15 protein-coding genes and 4 tRNA genes are annotated in these 19,359 nt (G+C 55.1%); all 19 read left to right on the top strand.

Going from position 1 to position 19,359, the window contains the following annotated elements; all coding sequences use genetic code 11:
- Positions 1–140: 140 nt before the first annotated feature.
- The 19 genes from birA to fusA all read left to right on the top strand — a co-directional run bounded on the left by birA (position 141) and on the right by fusA (position 19,339).
- Positions 141–1,100, top strand: coding sequence for a bifunctional biotin--[acetyl-CoA-carboxylase] ligase/biotin operon repressor BirA (gene birA / locus KRR23_RS25270; protein WP_216744673.1), 960 nt, complete (start codon positions 141–143; stop codon positions 1,098–1,100).
- A complete protein-coding gene (locus KRR23_RS25265; RefSeq protein ID WP_216744672.1) occupies positions 1,090–1,839 on the top strand; it encodes a pantothenate kinase in 750 nt (249 codons plus the stop codon). Before birA ends, KRR23_RS25265 begins: the two co-directional genes overlap by 11 nt.
- Before the next feature lie 7 nt (positions 1,840–1,846).
- The gene (locus tag KRR23_RS25260; protein ID WP_216744671.1) at positions 1,847–2,293 is read left to right on the top strand and encodes a hypothetical protein; all 447 of its coding nucleotides are present in this window, start codon (positions 1,847–1,849) and stop codon (positions 2,291–2,293) included.
- 142 nt (positions 2,294–2,435) lie between these two features.
- A tRNA-Tyr gene (locus tag KRR23_RS25255) sits at positions 2,436–2,520 on the top strand.
- 25 nt (positions 2,521–2,545) lie between these two features.
- A tRNA-Gly gene (locus KRR23_RS25250) sits at positions 2,546–2,619 on the top strand.
- 26 nt (positions 2,620–2,645) lie between these two features.
- A tRNA-Thr gene (locus KRR23_RS25245) sits at positions 2,646–2,721 on the top strand.
- Positions 2,722–2,805: 84 nt separating this feature from the next.
- Positions 2,806–3,999, top strand: coding sequence for an elongation factor Tu (tuf, locus tag KRR23_RS25240; protein ID WP_103318372.1), 1,194 nt, complete (start codon positions 2,806–2,808; stop codon positions 3,997–3,999).
- Positions 4,000–4,052: 53 nt separating this feature from the next.
- Positions 4,053–4,128, top strand: a tRNA-Trp gene (locus tag KRR23_RS25235).
- A 45-nt stretch (positions 4,129–4,173) separates the two neighbouring features.
- Positions 4,174–4,542: a preprotein translocase subunit SecE gene (secE, locus tag KRR23_RS25230; protein ID WP_019693884.1), complete on the top strand. Its 369-nt coding sequence runs from the start codon at positions 4,174–4,176 to the stop codon at positions 4,540–4,542.
- A 9-nt stretch (positions 4,543–4,551) separates the two neighbouring features.
- Positions 4,552–5,085 carry a transcription termination/antitermination protein NusG gene (gene nusG / locus KRR23_RS25225; RefSeq protein WP_010443972.1) on the top strand — a complete coding sequence of 178 codons (534 nt, stop codon included), beginning with the start codon at positions 4,552–4,554 and terminating at the stop codon, positions 5,083–5,085.
- Positions 5,086–5,202: 117 nt separating this feature from the next.
- On the top strand, positions 5,203–5,634 hold the full coding sequence (gene rplK / locus KRR23_RS25220; RefSeq protein ID WP_008008888.1) for a 50S ribosomal protein L11: 432 nt from the start codon (positions 5,203–5,205) through the stop codon (positions 5,632–5,634).
- The gene (gene rplA / locus KRR23_RS25215) at positions 5,634–6,329 is read left to right on the top strand and encodes a 50S ribosomal protein L1 (protein ID WP_019693883.1); all 696 of its coding nucleotides are present in this window, start codon (positions 5,634–5,636) and stop codon (positions 6,327–6,329) included. Before rplK ends, rplA begins: the two co-directional genes overlap by 1 nt.
- Before the next feature lie 198 nt (positions 6,330–6,527).
- Positions 6,528–7,028: a 50S ribosomal protein L10 gene (gene rplJ / locus KRR23_RS25210; RefSeq protein WP_019693882.1), complete on the top strand. Its 501-nt coding sequence runs from the start codon at positions 6,528–6,530 to the stop codon at positions 7,026–7,028.
- A 75-nt stretch (positions 7,029–7,103) separates the two neighbouring features.
- Positions 7,104–7,469 carry a 50S ribosomal protein L7/L12 gene (gene rplL / locus KRR23_RS25205; RefSeq protein ID WP_003206098.1) on the top strand — a complete coding sequence of 122 codons (366 nt, stop codon included), beginning with the start codon at positions 7,104–7,106 and terminating at the stop codon, positions 7,467–7,469.
- 220 nt (positions 7,470–7,689) lie between these two features.
- Entirely contained in the window at positions 7,690–11,763 is a 4,074-nt protein-coding gene (gene rpoB / locus KRR23_RS25200; protein WP_054594279.1) for a DNA-directed RNA polymerase subunit beta, read from the top strand.
- 63 nt (positions 11,764–11,826) lie between these two features.
- Positions 11,827–16,026: a DNA-directed RNA polymerase subunit beta' gene (rpoC, locus tag KRR23_RS25195; protein WP_054594278.1), complete on the top strand. Its 4,200-nt coding sequence runs from the start codon at positions 11,827–11,829 to the stop codon at positions 16,024–16,026.
- A gap of 216 nt (positions 16,027–16,242) precedes the next feature.
- The gene (gene rpsL, locus KRR23_RS25190; protein ID WP_002555494.1) at positions 16,243–16,614 is read left to right on the top strand and encodes a 30S ribosomal protein S12; all 372 of its coding nucleotides are present in this window, start codon (positions 16,243–16,245) and stop codon (positions 16,612–16,614) included.
- A 118-nt stretch (positions 16,615–16,732) separates the two neighbouring features.
- Positions 16,733–17,203, top strand: coding sequence for a 30S ribosomal protein S7 (rpsG, locus tag KRR23_RS25185; RefSeq protein ID WP_002555493.1), 471 nt, complete (start codon positions 16,733–16,735; stop codon positions 17,201–17,203).
- 30 nt (positions 17,204–17,233) lie between these two features.
- Positions 17,234–19,339, top strand: a complete 2,106-nt coding sequence (fusA, locus tag KRR23_RS25180; RefSeq protein WP_019693879.1) for an elongation factor G — start codon at positions 17,234–17,236, stop codon at positions 19,337–19,339.
- Positions 19,340–19,359 lie beyond the last annotated feature (20 nt).

Below are 19,359 nucleotides of genomic sequence, written 5' to 3'. Positions count from 1 at the left end.
TTAAATTCCGAAACCCCAATTGCGAAAGCAGTTGGGGTTTTGTTTTGCCTGCGAGAAAGTTGATTCCGGAATCTTGCGATTTCTATGCAACGGCTCGGGGCATGGCTATCATGCGGGCCTCATTGTGAGGCGATACTTGCATGCTGACGTTGTTAAAGCTCCTGAAGGACGGTCGTTTCCACTCCGGCCAAGCGCTGGGCGCTGCTCTAGGTATTAGTCGCAGCGCTGTGTGGAAGCAACTCCAGCACCTTGAGGCTGAGTTGGGTCTTTCTATTCACAAGGTGCGTGGCCGTGGTTATCAATTGAGTACGCCGTTGACTCTGCTCAACTCCGCGGAGATCGCTGAGCATTCGCCTGCTTGCGATTGGCCCGTACTGGTCTTTGATTCGATTGATTCCACTAACGCTGAAGCTTTGCGCTCTATAGAGCGCGGTATGGCTGCGCCATTTCTTGTGCTTGCAGAGCGACAAGCTGCTGGTCGCGGCCGACGCGGCCGCAAGTGGGTGAGCCCGTTTGCCGAAAATGTCTACTATAGCCTCGTGCTGCGAATCGATGGTGGCATGCGCCAGCTCGAGGGGCTTAGCCTGGTCGTCGGCCTTGCCGTTATGCAAACACTGCGCGATCTGGGCATTGCCGGAGCTGGTTTGAAGTGGCCTAACGATGTCCTGGTGGGTGAGAAGAAAATCGCTGGCATATTGTTGGAGTTGGTTGGGGATCCTGCGGATGTGTGTCATGTCGTTCTGGGTGTGGGAATCAATGTAAATATGCAGATCGCTGATGAGGTCGATCAGCAGTGGACCTCTATGCGTCTCGAAGCAGGTAGGGCGTTCGATCGTAATCTTCTAGTGGCGCGTTTGGGGATTGTTCTCCAGGGGTACCTGAGTCGTCATCAGTTGGCGGGTTTTTCAGCGCTTCGGGCGGAGTGGGAGCAAGGCCACCTATGGCAGGGGCGTGCGGTTTCGCTGATTGCTGGAGTGAATCGGATTGATGGTGAGGTGACAGGGATTGATGGCCAGGGTGCATTGCGTTTGAGCGTGGACGGCGTAGAAAAAGTGTTTAGTGGTGGTGAGCTAAGTCTGAGGTTGCGTAATGATTCTTGAGCTCGACTGCGGGAATAGCTTTATCAAATGGCGTGTGTTGCACGCAGATGCGGCGCGGTTGGTTGCTGAGGGGGTTGTCGACTCGGACCTGGCTTTGTTGGAAAGTTTGCGCGGCTGTGATGGTTTGAATCTCAAGCATTGTCGGCTGGTAAGCGTAAGAACCAATGAAGAGACCGCTGCGCTAGTTTCCTTGCTGGTCGAGGCATTCGGTGTAACGGTGTCCTGTGCGGCGCCGGCTCGTGAAATGTCTGGAGTCCGCAACGGTTACGAGGATTATAAGCGGCTGGGGCTTGATCGCTGGCTTGCGATGCTTGGCGCATTTCATCTTGCCTCGGGGGCTTGTCTGGTTCTCGATTTTGGTACTGCGCTTACCGCAGATTTTATTGCGGCGGATGGCGAGCACCTGGGAGGGTTCATTTGTCCCGGAATGCCCTTGATGCGTAACCAGTTGCGCACCCATACCCGACGGATTCGCTATGACGATATCGCGGCATCCAGGGCGCTCGAGAGCTTTGAGCCAGGGCGAAATACGGTGGAGGCCGTCGAGCGTGGCTGTTCATTGATGTTGAGAGGGTTTGTCCTGACGCAGCTGGAGTTGGCGCGCAGCTATTGGGGGCAGGAGTTTTCGGTGTTCCTCACTGGTGGCGATGCGGACCTGGTTTCTGGAGTCGTGCCAGAAGCGCGGGTAGTACCAGATCTCGTATTTGTAGGTTTGGCCATGGCGTGCCCATTGTCCTGAGGTTTTTATGCGCTGGTTGTTTCTGTTGTTGCTGGTCCTGAATGTCTTTTATTACGTTTGGCATCAGCAGGAGGCGCCCTTGCGTGCGAAGGACGTCACTCCGTTGAGTTTGTATAAAGGTTCGCAGCAGGACATTCGCCTGTTGAGTGAAACGCCTGATGCGGTAGCTGCGCGTGACAAGGGTAAATTTGCGCAGGCGGATAACAGTTGTCTTTATCTGGGCGGTTTTGCTCGTCAGGAAACGGCGAAGGCGCTCGAGCAGCGATTGGCTGCACTCGATATCAAGGTTCAGCAGCTATCGGTTTCTCTTCCTGATTCTGTTGGATATTGGATGCGTGTGACCCCGGAAAGCCGCCGATTGGCTGACGATTCGGTATTGCAGAACCTTGCTAAAGAATTCAATGAGTTAAAACATAAAATAATGCCGTGCGAGGGGGTTGCAACTGCTGAATAGGTTGCATAGAATGGCGCCCGCTTCGCAGTGAAGACCTTTAGCGGTCAACAGTGCGAAGCGAGGTCAACGCAGCTAACCTCAGGTTTTTAATGAGAAAATGCTTGACAGAAGGTCGGCATGATGTAGAATGCCGGCTCGCTTAGGAGGGGTTCCCGAGCGGCCAAAGGGATCAGACTGTAAATCTGACGTCTACGACTTCGAAGGTTCGAATCCTTCCCCCTCCACCATTTTTAGCGTGAGCTGCAAGCTTATGCGGGTATAGTTTAGTGGTAGAACCTCAGCCTTCCAAGCTGATGATGCGGGTTCGATTCCCGCTACCCGCTCCAAGTTTGCAGGTTGTGCAAAGTGTTTCGCTCTTGTAGCTCAGTTGGTAGAGCACACCCTTGGTAAGGGTGAGGTCAGCGGTTCAAATCCGCTCAAGAGCTCCATATAACAAGGCAGATATGAAAATATCTGCCTTTGTTTTAATGGCTAGTGTGACTTGCTTAATTCTTCTCCTAGGGGTGATTTCGATGGCTAAGGAAAAGTTCGAACGTAATAAGCCGCACGTCAACGTAGGTACCATTGGTCACGTCGACCACGGTAAAACTACTCTGACTGCCGCTCTGACTCGCGTCTGTTCCGAAGTTTTCGGTTCGGCTAAGGTTGACTTCGACAAGATCGATAGCGCCCCAGAAGAAAAAGCTCGTGGCATCACCATTAACACTGCTCACGTTGAGTATGACTCGGCCGTGCGTCACTACGCACACGTTGACTGCCCGGGTCACGCTGACTACGTGAAGAACATGATCACCGGTGCTGCTCAAATGGATGGCGCTATCCTGGTTTGCTCGGCCGCTGATGGTCCGATGCCGCAAACTCGTGAGCACATCCTGTTGTCCCGTCAGGTTGGTGTTCCGTATATCGTGGTTTTCCTGAACAAGGCTGACCTGGTAGACGACGCTGAGCTGCTGGAGCTGGTTGAGATGGAAGTGCGCGATCTGCTGAGCACTTACGACTTCCCGGGCGACGACACTCCAATCATCATCGGCTCCGCGCGTATGGCGCTGGAAGGTAATGATGAAAACGAGATGGGCACCACTGCTGTCAAGAAGCTGGTTGAGACTCTGGATAGCTACATCCCAGAGCCTGAGCGTGCTATCGACAAGCCGTTCCTGATGCCGATCGAAGATGTATTCTCGATCTCGGGTCGCGGTACTGTTGTGACCGGGCGTATCGAGCGCGGTATCGTTCGCGTTCAGGATGCGCTGGAAATTGTCGGTCTGCGTGATACCACCACTACCACCTGTACTGGTGTTGAAATGTTCCGCAAGCTGCTCGATGAAGGTCGTGCAGGTGAGAACTGCGGTGTTCTGTTGCGCGGTACCAAGCGTGATGACGTTGAGCGTGGTCAGGTGCTGGTCAAGCCGGGTTCGGTCAAGCCGCACACCAAGTTCACTGCAGAAGTTTACGTTCTGAGCAAGGAAGAAGGCGGGCGTCATACTCCGTTCTTCAAAGGCTACCGCCCGCAGTTCTACTTCCGTACGACTGACGTGACCGGTAACTGCGAGCTGCCAGAAGGTGTTGAGATGGTGATGCCAGGCGATAACATTCAAATGACTGTTACCCTGATCAAAACCATCGCGATGGAAGATGGTCTGCGTTTCGCTATCCGTGAAGGCGGTCGTACCGTCGGTGCTGGTGTCGTAGCCAAAGTCATCGAGTAAGTTGTTGTAATGTCTTTTTTAGGCCGGCATAATGGTCGGCCTAATTTTGTTTTAGGTCAGTAGCTCAATTGGCAGAGCGACGGTCTCCAAAACCGTAGGTTGGGGGTTCGATTCCCTCCTGACCTGCCAGATTCACTCAGTGTGTCTGGCTTTCTTTTCACAGGATCTTCATAGATGACTCCTAAAGCTGAAGCTCAAGGCTCTCGCTTCGATCTGCTCAAGTGGCTTGTAGTAGTCGCTTTGGTGGTTGTTGGCGTTGTCGGCAATCAGTATTACCATGCTGCGCCGATCCTGTACCGTGTACTTGCTTTGCTTGTTATTGCTGCTGTAGCTGCCTTTGTAGGCCTGCAGACCGTCAAGGGCAAGTCTTTCTTTGTACTGGTTAAGGAAGCTCGCACCGAGATTCGTAAAGTCGTGTGGCCAACTCGCCAAGAAACCACGCAGACCACCCTTATTGTGGTGGCTGTTGTCCTGGTTATGGCGTTGCTGTTGTGGGGGCTTGATTCCCTGCTCGGCTGGCTTGTTTCCTTGATTGTTGGCTAAGGGTGTCCCGTGGCTAAGCGTTGGTACGTTGTGCATGCTTACTCGGGTTACGAGAAGCATGTCATGCGCTCGTTGATCGAGCGCGTAAAGCTGGCTGGCATGGAAGATGGCTTCGGCGAAATTCTGGTTCCCACTGAAGAAGTGGTTGAAATGCGTAATGGCCAGAAACGCAAAAGCGAGCGTAAATTCTTCCCAGGTTACGTGCTGGTTCAGATGGATATGAATGAGGGTACTTGGCACTTGGTCAAGGATACTCCTCGGGTGATGGGCTTCATCGGCGGTACCGCCGATAAACCTGCACCTATCACTGACAAAGAAGCAGAAGCAATTCTGCGTCGTGTTGCTGATGGTAGCGACAAGCCGAAGCCCAAGACTCTGTTCGAGCCGGGTGAAGTGGTTCGTGTTACCGACGGTCCGTTCGCTGATTTTAATGGCACGGTCGAAGAAGTTAACTACGAAAAGAGCCGGATCCAAGTCGCAGTGCTCATTTTCGGTCGCTCTACTCCGGTAGAGCTAGAGTTCAGCCAGGTCGAAAAGGTCTAGCCGAACAAGCATCCCAACCCCGCAGCCCTAGGCTGTGGGGTTTTGTCGTCACTGGGATAAACGCGCAAGTAACCGGGGAGCCTTTCGAGGCGTTCGAACCCGTAATTGGAGTGCCTCATGGCCAAGAAGATTACCGCTTACATCAAGCTGCAAGTGAAGGCCGCTCAGGCTAACCCAAGCCCACCTGTTGGTCCTGCTCTGGGTCAGCACGGCGTGAACATCATGGAATTCTGCAAGGCTTTCAACGCCCGTACTCAGGGTATTGAGCCAGGTCTGCCGACTCCAGTGATCATCACTGTCTACAGCGATCGTAGCTTCACTTTCGAAACGAAAAGCACCCCGGCTTCGGTTCTGCTGAAGAAGGCTGCTGGTTTGACTAGCGGTTCCGCTCGTCCAAACACCGTTAAGGTTGGCACCGTAACTCGTGCTCAGCTGGAAGAAATCGCGAAAACCAAAAACGCGGATCTGACTGCAGCTGATATGGAAGCAGCCGTGCGTACTATCGCCGGTTCTGCTCGTAGCATGGGCCTTAACGTGGAGGGTGTGTAATGGCTAAGCTGACCAAGCGCCAAAAGGCTATCGCCGGCAAAATCGAAGCGGGCAAGGCCTACAACTTTGTAGACGCCGCTGCTCTGCTGGCTGAGCTGTCGACTGTCAAGTTCAGTGAGTCGTTCGACGTTGCTGTGAACCTGGGTGTTGACCCGCGTAAATCTGACCAGGTTGTTCGTAGCGCTACTGTGCTGCCACACGGCACTGGCAAGACCGTTCGCGTTGCTGTGTTCACCCAGGGCCCAGCAGCTGAAGCTGCTCTGGCCGCCGGCGCTGATCGCGTAGGTATGGACGACCTGGCTGCCGAAATGAAAGGCGGCGACCTGAACTATGACGTAGTTATTGCGTCCCCGGATGCAATGCGCGTTGTAGGTCAGTTGGGTCAGATCCTCGGTCCACGTGGCCTGATGCCTAACCCTAAAGTCGGCACCGTAACTCCAGACGTAGCTACCGCGGTTAAAAACGCAAAAGCTGGTCAGGTTCGTTATCGCACCGACAAAAACGGCATCATCCACACCTCCGTTGGCAAAGTCGGCTTTGATGCCGTCAAGCTGAAGGAAAACGTTGAAGCCCTGATCGCTGATCTGAAGCGAATCAAGCCAGCTTCCTCGAAAGGTATTTACGTCAAGCGCGTTACCCTGAGCACCACTATGGGCCCAGGTCTGGTCATCGACCAGGGTTCGCTCGACGCGTAAGACACAGATTGGCGCGAGTAATTGCGCCAGTTGAAAAATTGGGGTCCCTGCCTGGCGGGGGCTATCCAAGACCGTAGGCGACGCAAGTCTTAAACCTCAAGCCTACGCAGATGGTGCTCCCGGTTCCTTACCGAATCAGACACCAAAACGACATCCGGCCTCGGCTGGATGAAACGGTAACAAGCAGGAGTTAAACCCGTGGCAATTAAACTCGAAGACAAGAAGGCCATCGTCGCTGAAGTCAACGAGGCTGCCAAAGCTGCTCTGTCCGCTGTCGTGGCTGATGCCCGTGGCGTAACAGTAGGCGCTATGACCGGACTCCGTAAAGAGGCTCGTGAAGCCGGCGTTTACGTACGTGTTGTACGTAACACCCTGCTCAAGCGCGCTGTTGCTGACACTGAATACAGTGTTCTCAACGACGTGTTCACTGGCCCGACCTTGATTGCATTCTCCAAAGAACATCCGGGCGCTGCTGCTCGTATCTTCAAGGAATTCGCAAAAGGTCAGGACAAGTTCGAGATCAAGGCAGCTGCGTTCGAGGGCAAGTTCCTCGCAGCTAACCAAATCGACGTACTGGCAACTCTGCCGACCCGTGACGAAGCAATTTCTCAGCTGATGAGCGTGATTCAAGGCGCTACCAGCAAATTGGCTCGTACTCTGGCGGCAATTCGCGACCAGAAAGAAGCTGCTGCAGCCTAAGGCTCGCCATCTTCTCGCGTTTTTTGTTTATTTCGATGGTCGCGTAGGCCGTCCCCCAATTCAGGAATTAGAGTCATGTCTATCTCTCAAAACGATATCCTTGAAGCCGTTGGCAACATGTCCGTAATGGAAGTTGTTGAACTGATCAAAGCTTTCGAAGAAAAATTCGGCGTTACCGCTGCTGCTGCATCGGCTGGCCCAGCTGTTGCTGCTGCCGTTGCTGAAGAGCAAACCGAATTCAACGTCATGCTGACCGAAGCTGGCGAGAAGAAAGTTAACGTGATCAAGGCTGTACGTGAACTGACCGGTCTGGGCCTGAAAGAAGCCAAGGCTGTAGTTGACGGCGCTCCTGCCATGGTTCTGGAAGCTGTTGCCAAAGACGCAGCTGACAAAGCCAAAGCAGTTCTGGAAGAAGCAGGCGCTAAAGTCGAGCTGAAGTAAGCTTCGACTTTGCGTCTCCAGCCCGAGCGTTAAGCGAAAGGCTGATGGCTGGTGGCTCTTGCCACCGGCCTTTTTCCGTTATTGGCAGCCGACTGGGTCGGTGCTGATAACGAGCTGTAACCACCCGATGCGGTGGCGCAAACCATGGGGTTTGCACGATTTTCTGGCTGCTCCCGTCGGGAGGGGCCAAACAAGCAGGTGACCAAGCTGGGGAACGCTGATGGCTTACTCATATACTGAGAAAAAACGTATCCGCAAGGACTTTAGCAAGTTGCCGGACGTCATGGATGTGCCGTACCTCCTGGCCATCCAGCTGGATTCGTATCGTGAATTCTTGCAAGCGGGAGCGACTAAAGATCAGTTCCGCGACGTGGGCCTGCATGCGGCCTTCAAATCCGTTTTCCCGATCATCAGCTACTCCGGCAATGCTGCGCTGGAGTACGTCGGTTATCGCCTGGGCGAACCGGCATTTGATGTCAAAGAATGCGTATTGCGCGGTGTGACTTACGCCGTACCTTTGCGGGTAAAAGTGCGCCTGATCATTTTCGACAAAGAATCGTCGAACAAAGCGATTAAGGACATCAAAGAGCAAGAAGTCTACATGGGTGAAATCCCCCTGATGACTGAGAACGGTACCTTCGTAATCAACGGTACCGAGCGTGTAATCGTTTCCCAGCTGCACCGTTCCCCGGGCGTGTTCTTCGACCACGACCGTGGCAAGACGCACAGCTCCGGCAAACTGCTGTACTCCGCGCGGATCATTCCTTACCGCGGTTCGTGGCTGGACTTCGAGTTCGACCCGAAAGACTGCGTATTCGTGCGTATTGACCGTCGTCGCAAGCTGCCTGCATCGGTACTGCTGCGCGCGCTCGGCTATACCACTGAAGAAGTGCTGGACGCGTTCTACACCACTAACGTCTTCCACGTGCAAGGTGAAAACCTCAGCCTGGAACTGGTGCCTCAGCGCCTGCGTGGTGAAATTGCTGTCCTGGATATCCTGGATGACAAAGGCAAGGTTATTGTCGAGCAAGGTCGCCGTATCACCGCTCGCCACATCAACCAGCTGGAAAAGGCCGGGATCAAAGAGCTGCAAGTGCCTCTGGACTACGTCCTGGGTCGCACTACCGCCAAGGTCATCGTGCATCCGGCAACCGGCGAAATCCTGGCAGAGTGCAACACCGAGCTGAACACCGAGATCCTGGCGAAAATCGCCAAGGCTCAGGTCGTTCGCATCGAGACTCTGTACACCAACGATATCGACTGCGGTCCGTTCGTCTCCGACACACTGAAGATCGATTCCACCAGCAACCAATTGGAAGCGCTGGTCGAGATCTATCGCATGATGCGTCCTGGCGAGCCGCCAACCAAAGACGCTGCCGAGACTCTGTTCAACAACCTGTTCTTCAGCCCTGAGCGCTATGACCTGTCTGCGGTCGGCCGGATGAAGTTCAACCGTCGTATCGGTCGTACCGAGATCGAAGGTTCGGGCGTGTTGTGCAAAGAAGACATCGTCGCGGTACTGAAGACTCTGGTCGACATCCGTAACGGTAAGGGCATCGTCGATGACATCGACCACCTGGGTAACCGTCGTGTTCGCTGCGTAGGCGAAATGGCCGAGAACCAGTTCCGCGTTGGCCTGGTACGTGTTGAGCGTGCGGTCAAAGAGCGTCTGTCGATGGCTGAAAGCGAAGGCCTGATGCCGCAAGACCTGATCAACGCCAAGCCAGTGGCTGCTGCGGTGAAAGAGTTCTTCGGTTCGAGCCAGCTGTCCCAGTTCATGGACCAGAACAACCCGCTGTCCGAGATCACCCACAAGCGTCGTGTCTCTGCACTCGGCCCTGGCGGTCTGACGCGTGAGCGTGCCGGCTTTGAAGTTCGTGACGTACACCCGACTCACTACGGTCGTGTATGCCCGATTGAAACACCGGAAGGTCCGAACATCGGTCTGATCAACTCCCTGGCCGCCTATGCGCGCACCAACCAGTACGGCTTCCTCGAGAGCCCGTACCGTGTGGTGAAAGACGCTCTGGTCACCGACGAGATCGTGTTCCTGTCCGCCATCGAAGAAGCTGATCACGTGATCGCTCAGGCTTCGGCCACGATGAACGACAAGAAAGTCCTGATCGACGAGCTGGTAGCTGTTCGTCACTTGAACGAGTTCACCGTCAAGGCGCCGGAAGACGTCACCTTGATGGACGTATCGCCGAAGCAGGTAGTTTCGGTTGCAGCGTCGCTGATCCCGTTCCTCGAGCACGACGACGCCAACCGTGCGTTGATGGGTTCGAACATGCAGCGTCAAGCTGTACCAACCCTGCGCGCTGACAAGCCGCTGGTAGGTACCGGCATGGAGCGTAACGTGGCTCGCGACTCCGGCGTTTGCGTCGTGGCTCGTCGTGGCGGCGTGATCGATTCCGTTGATGCCAGCCGTATCGTGGTTCGTGTTGCTGATGATGAAGTTGAAACCGGCGAAGCTGGTGTCGACATCTACAACCTGACCAAGTACACCCGCTCCAACCAGAACACCTGCATCAACCAGCGTCCGCTGGTGAGCAAGGGTGATCGGGTTCAGCGTAGCGACATCATGGCTGACGGTCCGTCCACCGACATGGGTGAACTGGCTCTGGGTCAGAACATGCGCATCGCGTTCATGGCATGGAACGGCTTCAACTTCGAAGACTCCATCTGCCTGTCCGAGCGTGTGGTTCAGGAAGACCGCTTCACCACGATCCACATCCAGGAACTGACCTGTGTGGCGCGTGACACCAAGCTTGGGCCAGAGGAAATCACTGCAGACATCCCGAACGTGGGTGAAGCTGCACTGAACAAGCTGGACGAAGCCGGTATCGTTTACGTAGGTGCTGAAGTTGGCGCAGGCGACATTCTGGTTGGTAAGGTCACTCCGAAAGGCGAGACCCAACTGACTCCGGAAGAGAAGTTGTTGCGTGCGATCTTCGGTGAAAAAGCCAGCGACGTTAAAGACACTTCCCTGCGCGTACCTACCGGTACCAAGGGTACTGTCATCGACGTACAGGTCTTCACTCGTGACGGCGTTGAGCGTGATGCTCGTGCTCTGTCGATCGAGAAGACTCAACTCGACGAGATCCGCAAGGACCTGAACGAAGAGTTCCGTATTGTTGAAGGCGCTACTTTCGAACGTCTGCGTTCCGCACTGGTCGGCCACAAAGCCGAAGGCGGCGCCGGTCTGAAGAAAGGTCAGGAAATCACCGACGAAGTTCTCGACGGTCTTGAGCACGGCCAGTGGTTCAAACTGCGCATGGCTGAAGATGCTCTGAACGAGCAGCTCGAGAAGGCTCAGGCCTACATCGTTGATCGCCGCCGTCTGCTGGACGACAAGTTCGAAGACAAGAAGCGCAAACTGCAGCAGGGCGATGACCTGGCTCCAGGCGTGCTGAAAATCGTCAAGGTTTACCTGGCAATCCGTCGCCGCATCCAGCCGGGCGACAAGATGGCCGGTCGTCACGGTAACAAGGGTGTGGTCTCCGTGATCATGCCGGTTGAAGACATGCCGCACGATGCCAATGGCACCCCGGTCGACGTTGTCCTCAACCCGTTGGGCGTACCTTCGCGTATGAACGTTGGTCAGATCCTTGAAACCCACCTGGGCCTCGCGGCCAAAGGTCTGGGCGAGAAGATCAACCGTATGATCGAAGAGCAGCGCAAGGTTGCTGACCTTCGCAAGTTCCTGCACGAGATCTACAACGAGATCGGCGGCCGCAACGAAGAGCTGGATACCTTCTCCGACCAGGAAATCCTGGATCTGGCGAAGAACCTGCGCGGCGGCGTACCGATGGCCACTCCGGTGTTCGACGGTGCCAAGGAAAGCGAAATCAAGGCCATGCTGAAACTGGCAGACCTGCCGGAAAGCGGCCAGATGCAGCTGACTGACGGCCGTACCGGCAACAAGTTCGAGCGCCCGGTTACCGTTGGCTACATGTACATGCTGAAGCTGAACCACTTGGTAGACGACAAGATGCACGCTCGTTCTACCGGTTCGTACAGCCTGGTTACCCAGCAGCCGCTGGGTGGTAAGGCGCAGTTCGGTGGTCAGCGTTTCGGGGAGATGGAGGTCTGGGCACTGGAAGCATACGGTGCTGCTTACACTCTGCAAGAAATGCTCACAGTGAAGTCGGACGATGTGAACGGCCGGACCAAGATGTACAAAAACATCGTGGACGGCGATCACCGTATGGAGCCGGGCATGCCCGAGTCCTTCAACGTGTTGATCAAGGAAATTCGTTCCCTCGGCATCGATATCGATCTGGAAACCGAATAACACGTGACGCGAATGAGAGCGGGGCAGGATTGCCCGCTCTCTGCTCCGCCAGGAGGAAAGGCCTTGAAAGACCTACTGAATTTGCTGAAAAACCAGGGTCAAGTCGAAGAGTTCGACGCCATCCGTATCGGATTGGCCTCGCCTGAGATGATCCGTTCGTGGTCGTTCGGTGAAGTTAAAAAGCCGGAAACCATCAACTACCGTACGTTCAAACCTGAGCGTGACGGCCTGTTCTGCGCCAAGATCTTTGGCCCGGTAAAGGATTACGAGTGCCTGTGCGGTAAGTACAAGCGCTTGAAGCACCGTGGTGTGATCTGCGAGAAGTGCGGCGTTGAAGTCGCGCTGGCAAAAGTTCGTCGTGAGCGCATGGCGCACATCGAACTGGCCTCGCCAGTTGCCCACATCTGGTTCCTGAAATCGCTGCCGTCGCGTATCGGCTTGCTGATGGACATGACCCTGCGTGATATCGAGCGCGTTCTCTACTTCGAGAGCTATGTCGTTATCGATCCAGGCATGACCACCCTTGAAAAAGGTCAGCTGCTCAACGACGAGCAGTACTTCGAAGCGCTGGAAGAGTTCGGCGACGATTTCGATGCCCGCATGGGTGCCGAAGCTGTCCGTGAACTGCTGCACGCTATCGATCTGGAGCACGAGATTGGCCGTCTGCGTGAAGAAATTCCGCAAACCAACTCCGAAACCAAAATCAAGAAGCTGTCCAAGCGTCTGAAGTTGATGGAAGCCTTCCAGGGTTCCGGCAACTTGCCAGAGTGGATGGTGCTGACCGTTCTGCCGGTTCTGCCGCCAGATCTGCGTCCACTGGTCCCATTGGATGGCGGTCGTTTCGCGACTTCCGACCTCAACGACCTGTATCGTCGAGTGATCAACCGTAACAACCGCTTGAAGCGCCTGCTTGATCTGTCCGCTCCGGACATCATCGTGCGCAACGAAAAGCGTATGTTGCAGGAAGCCGTCGACGCCTTGCTCGATAACGGTCGTCGTGGCCGCGCTATCACCGGTTCCAACAAGCGTCCTCTGAAATCCCTGGCTGACATGATCAAGGGTAAACAAGGTCGTTTCCGTCAGAACTTGCTCGGTAAGCGTGTTGACTACTCCGGTCGTTCGGTAATTACCGTAGGTCCGACCCTGCGTCTGCACCAGTGCGGTCTGCCGAAGAAAATGGCTCTCGAGCTGTTCAAGCCGTTCATTTTCGGCAAGCTGGAAATGCGTGGTCTCGCTACCACCATCAAAGCTGCCAAGAAGATGGTTGAGCGCGAGCTGCCGGAAGTTTGGGACGTTCTCGCTGAAGTTATCCGCGAACACCCAGTGCTTCTCAACCGTGCACCGACCCTTCACCGTCTGGGTATCCAGGCATTTGAACCGGTTCTGATCGAAGGTAAGGCTATCCAGCTGCACCCGCTGGTCTGCGCCGCGTACAACGCCGACTTCGACGGCGACCAAATGGCCGTGCACGTACCGCTGACACTGGAAGCCCAGTTGGAAGCGCGCGCGTTGATGATGTCGACCAACAACATTCTGTCGCCAGCCAACGGTGAGCCAATCATCGTTCCGTCGCAGGACGTTGTATTGGGTCTGTACTACATGACTCGTGAAGCGATCAACGCCAAAGGCGAAGGTCGTGTATTCGCGGATCTGCAAGAAGTTGACCGTGTGTTCCGTGCCGGCGAAGCCGCACTGCACGCCAAGGTTAAAGTGCGGATCAACGAAACCGTCAACGATCGTGATGGCGGCAGCGTGACCAACACCCGTATCGTCGACACCACTGTCGGCCGTGCGCTGTTGTTCCAGGTTGTGCCAAAAGGTCTGTCGTACGACGTCGTCAACCTGCCGATGAAGAAAAAGGCGATCTCCAAGCTGATCAACCAGTGCTATCGCGTGGTTGGTTTGAAAGAGACCGTGATCTTCGCTGACCAGTTGATGTACACCGGTTTTGCCTATTCGACCATTTCCGGCGTTTCCATCGGTGTTAACGACTTCGTTATCCCGGATGAAAAAGCCCGCATCATCGGTGCAGCCACCGACGAAGTGAAAGAGATCGAAAGTCAGTACGCCTCCGGCCTGGTAACCCAGGGCGAGAAGTACAACAAGGTGATCGACCTTTGGTCCAAGGCGAACGACGAAGTTTCCAAGGCGATGATGGCCAACCTCTCGAAAGAGAAAGTCATCGACCGTCATGGCGTCGAAGTCGAGCAAGAGTCCTTCAACTCGATGTACATGATGGCCGACTCGGGTGCACGGGGTTCTGCTGCGCAGATCCGTCAGCTCGCCGGTATGCGTGGCCTGATGGCCAAGCCGGACGGTTCCATCATCGAAACGCCGATTACTGCGAACTTCCGTGAAGGTTTGAGCGTACTTCAGTACTTCATCTCCACTCACGGTGCTCGTAAAGGTTTGGCGGATACCGCGTTGAAAACTGCGAACTCCGGTTACCTGACTCGTCGTCTGGTAGACGTGGCGCAGGATCTGGTTGTAACCGAGATCGATTGCGGCACCGAACACGGTCTGCTGATGACTCCGCACATTGAAGGCGGTGACGTTGTAGAGCCGTTGGGTGAGCGCGTATTGGGTCGTGTTATCGCCCGTGACGTATTCAAGCCAGGTACCGAGGAAATCATCGTTCCTGCCGGCACTCTGGTAGACGAGAAGTGGGTTGAATTCATCGAGCTGAACAGCATCGACGAAGTGATCGTGCGTTCGCCGATCAGCTGCGAAACCCGTTATGGCATTTGCGCCAAGTGCTACGGCCGTGATCTGGCTCGTGGTCACCAGGTGAACATCGGTGAAGCTGTCGGCGTAATCGCTGCCCAGTCGATCGGTGAGCCGGGTACCCAGCTGACAATGCGTACGTTCCACATCGGTGGTGCGGCAAGCCGGACCTCTGCAGCCGATAGCGTTCAGGTGAAGAATGGCGGTACCGTCCGTCTGCACAACCTGAAGCACGTTGAGCGAGTGGATGGTTGCCTGGTTGCTGTGTCCCGTTCCGGTGAGCTGGCAATCGCTGATGACTACGGTCGTGAGCGCGAGCGTTACAAGCTGCCGTACGGTGCCGTGATTTCGGTTAAAGAAGGTGACAAGGTCGACGCTGGCGCAATCGTGGCCAAGTGGGATCCGCACACTCACCCAATCGTTACCGAAATGAAAGGTACCGTGACCTACGTGGGCATGGAAGAGGGCATCACGATCAAGCGTCAGACCGACGAATTGACCGGTATGACCAACATTGAAGTACTCGACGCCAAAGACCGTCCAGCTGCCGGCAAAGACATCCGTCCTGCCGTGAAGATGGTTGATGACAACGGCAAGGATCTCTTGCTGCCGGGTACTGACGTAATCGCTCAGTACTTCCTGCCTGCCAACGCCCTGGTGGGTGTGGCGGACGGTGCGAAAATCGCGATCGGTGATGTTATCGCTCGTATTCCGCAAGAGACTTCGAAGACCCGTGACATCACCGGTGGTCTGCCGCGTGTTGCCGACTTGTTCGAAGCTCGTCGTCCGAAAGAAGCCTCGATTCTGGCTGAAGTCAGCGGCACCATCGCGTTCGGTAAAGAGACCAAAGGCAAGCGCCGTCTGGTCATTACCCCGAACGACGGTAGCGATCCGTATGAAGAGCTGATTCCGAAGTGGCGTCACCTGAACGTCTTCGAAGGCGAACAGGTAAACCGCGGCGAAGTTATCTCCGACGGCCCGAGCGATCCACACGACATCCTGCGTCTGCTGGGTGTGAGTGCGCTGGCCAAGTACATTGTTAACGAGATCCAGGACGTTTACCGTCTGCAAGGCGTGAAGATCAACGATAAGCACATCGAGACCATCCTGCGTCAGATGCTGCGTAAAGTTGAAATCGCTGAATCCGGCGATTCCACTTTCATCAAGGGCGACCAGATGGAATTGACTCACGTACTGGTAGAGAACGAGCGTTTGGCTGCAGACGACAAGTTCGTCTCCAAGTTCACTCGCGTTCTGCTGGGTATCACCAAGGCGTCGTTGTCCACCGAATCGTTCATCTCGGCGGCCTCTTTCCAAGAGACCACTCGCGTACTGACCGAAGCGGCGGTAACCGGCAAGCGCGATTACCTGCGCGGCCTGAAAGAAAACGTGGTCGTGGGTCGTTTGATCCCGGCAGGTACCGGTCTGGCTTATCACAGCGAGCGCAAGCGCCGCCGTGATGCTGACAAACCGTTGCGCGTAAGCGCCAGTGAAGTGGAAGCTGCACTGACCGAAGCGCTGAACTCAAGCGGTAACTGAGTTCTGCGATAAATAAGTGTGGGGCCCTGGCGCCCCCGTTCATCGAATCGAGACAATTTGTCGAGGTTGGATGAGCGGGGAGGTCGGGGCCTTGCCTTGACTGGGGACAAGATCCTCTTTAGACTCTTGTACCCCTAAATTTGGCGGGAATTCGTTCCTGCCATTTTGCTTTTCTTGCAAGACAATAGCGTCGCAAGACAACAGTGGAGCTAGTAGATGGCAACTATCAACCAGCTGGTACGTCAGCCGCGTAAGCGTATCGTCGAGAAATCCGACGTGCCTGCGCTGCAGAACTGCCCGCAACGTCGTGGCGTATGCACCCGTGTGTATACCACCACGCCGAAAAAACCTAACTCGGCACTGCGTAAAGTATGCCGTGTGCGTCTGACCAACGGTTTCGAGGTTTCCTCGTACATCGGCGGTGAAGGCCACAACCTGCAAGAGCACAGCGTGGTACTGATCCGCGGCGGTCGTGTAAAAGACTTGCCAGGTGTTCGTTACCACACCGTACGCGGTTCTTTGGATACTTCCGGCGTTAAAGGTCGTAACCAGGGTCGTTCGAAGTACGGTACCAAGAAGCCTAAGTAGTAGCGGCTTTTTGTAAAACTGAATTATCTATTTTTCTGAGTCGATAAGAGTAAGGTCGGAGGCGTCCCGAAAGGGCACCGATTCCGAGCGAACCTGAAGACCGTTTGAGGGCTTATCCATGCCAAGAAGACGCGTAGCAGCCAAGCGCGAAGTGCTTGACGATCCAAAATACGGAAGCCAAATCCTGGCCAAGTTCATGAACCACGTGATGGAAAGCGGCAAGAAAGCCGTTGCCGAGCGTATCGTTTATGGCGCGCTGGAAAAGGTTAAAGAACGCAAGAACAGCGATCCCCTGGAAATCTTCGAGAAAGCTCTCGACGCCATCGCTCCGCTGGTCGAAGTGAAGTCGCGCCGTGTAGGCGGTGCTACTTACCAGGTTCCGGTCGAAGTTCGTCCGTCCCGTCGTAACGCTCTGGCAATGCGCTGGTTGGTAGACTTCGCCCGTAAGCGCGGCGAGAAGTCTATGGCTCTGCGTTTGGCTGGCGAACTGTTGGACGCTGCTGAAGGTAAAGGTGCTGCTGTTAAGAAGCGTGAAGACGTGCACCGTATGGCTGAAGCTAACAAAGCTTTCTCGCACTACCGCTTCTAATTTTAGCTTCACTAATTTTGCGAGGGCTTTATGGCTCGTACTACTCCGATTAGCCGCTACCGTAACATCGGTATCGTTGCTCACGTGGATGCTGGTAAAACCACTACCACCGAGCGCGTCCTTTTTTACACCGGCAAAAGTCACAAGATGGGCGAGGTGCATGACGGCGCCGCGACCACGGACTGGATGGTGCAGGAGCAGGAGCGTGGTATTACCATTACTTCTGCTGCTATCACCGCCTTCTGGCAGGGTTCTGCGAAGCAGCACAAGGACCAATACCGTTTCAACGTCATTGACACTCCGGGCCACGTAGACTTCACCATTGAAGTTGAGCGTTCCCTGCGTGTACTCGACGGCGCGGTCGTTGTGTTCTGTGGTACTTCGGGTGTTGAGCCTCAGTCCGAAACCGTATGGCGTCAGGCCAACAAGTACGGTGTTCCACGTATCGTTTACGTGAACAAGATGGACCGTGCCGGTGCGAACTTCCTGCGCGTGATCGCTCAGATCAAACAGCGTCTGGGTCACACTCCAGTGCCAATCCAGTTGGCTATCGGTTCCGAAGACAACTTCCAGGGTCAGATCGATCTGATGACCATGGAAGCGGTTTACTGGAACGATGCTGACAAGGGCATGACGCCTCGTCGCGAAGCTATCCCTGCTGAGCTGCAGGAACTGGCTGAAGAGTGGCGTAGCAACATGGTTGAAGCTGCGGCTGAAGCCAGCGAAGAGCTGATGAACAAGTACCTCGAAGGGGAAGAGCTCTCCATCGAGGAAATCAAGGCCGCTCTGCGTCAGCGTACTATCGCTGGTGAGATCGTTCTGGCTGTTTGCGGTTCTTCCTTCAAGAACAAGGGTGTTCCCCTGGTTCTCGACGCCGTTATCGACTACCTGCCTGCTCCTACCGATATTCCTGCCATCAAGGGTACTGACCCGGATGACGAGGAAAAGCAGATGGAGCGTCATGCGAGCGACGACGAGCCGTTCTCGGCTCTGGCGTTCAAGATCGCTACCGACCCATTCGTGGGTACCTTGACCTTCGTCCGTGTTTACTCGGGCGTGTTGGCTTCCGGCGACGGCGTGATCAACTCGGTTAAAGGCAAGAAAGAGCGCGTGGGTCGTATGGTGCAAATGCACGCAAACGCCCGTGAAGAAATCAAGGAAGTACGCGCTGGCGACATCGCGGCCTTGATCGGCATGAAGGACGTCACCACTGGTGAAACCTTGTGCAACGCTGACAAGCCAATCATCCTGGTTCGCATGGACTTCCCGGAGCCGGTTATTTCGGTTGCCGTTGAGCCTAAGACCAAGGATGACCAGGAAAAAATGGGTATCGCTCTGGGCAAACTGGCTCAGGAAGACCCGTCTTTCCGCGTTAAAACCGATGAAGAGACTGGTCAAACGATCATCTCTGGCATGGGCGAGCTGCACCTGGACATCCTGGTTGACCGGATGCGCCGTGAGTTCAACGTCGAAGCCAACATTGGTAAGCCTCAGGTTTCCTATCGTGAGCGCATCACGAAGAGCTGCGAAATCGAAGGCAAGTTCGTTCGTCAGTCCGGCGGTCGTGGCCAGTTCGGTCATTGCTGGATCCGTTTTGCTCCTGCTGACGAAGGTCAGGAAGGTCTGCAATTCCTGAACGAAGTAGTGGGTGGTGTGGTTCCTAAGGAATACATCCCGGCTATCCAGAAGGGCATCGAAGAGCAGATGAAGAACGGCGTTGTTGCCGGCTATCCGCTGATCGGCCTGAAGGCTACCGTGTTTGATGGTTCCTACCACGACGTCGACTCCAACGAGATGGCGTTTAAGGTGGCTGCTTCCATGGCGACCAAGCAACTGGCCCAGAAGGGCGGTGGTGAATTGCTTGAGCCGATCATGGCGGTAGAGGTTGTTACGCCTGAAGACTATATGGGTGACGTGATGGGCGACCTTAACCGTCGTCGCGGCATGATCTTGGGTATGGAAGACACGGTCTCCGGCAAAGTAATTCGTGCTGAAGTTCCGTTGGGTGAGATGTTCGGTTATGCGACCGACGTCCGCTCCATGTCTCAGGGTCGCGCAAGCTACTCTATGGAATTCAAAAAATACAATACAGCTCCGTCGCATATCGTCGAAACTGTAACCAAAAAACAAGGCTGATTCAGCCCCTTTAGGCTAGG

The organism is Pseudomonas sp. CVAP#3 (genome assembly GCF_018986375.1).
GTDB lineage: Bacteria > Pseudomonadota > Gammaproteobacteria > Pseudomonadales > Pseudomonadaceae > Aquipseudomonas > Aquipseudomonas helvetica.
The sequence above is the reverse complement of the archived record's forward strand: the minus strand, read 5'-3'. Positions and strand labels throughout refer to the sequence as shown.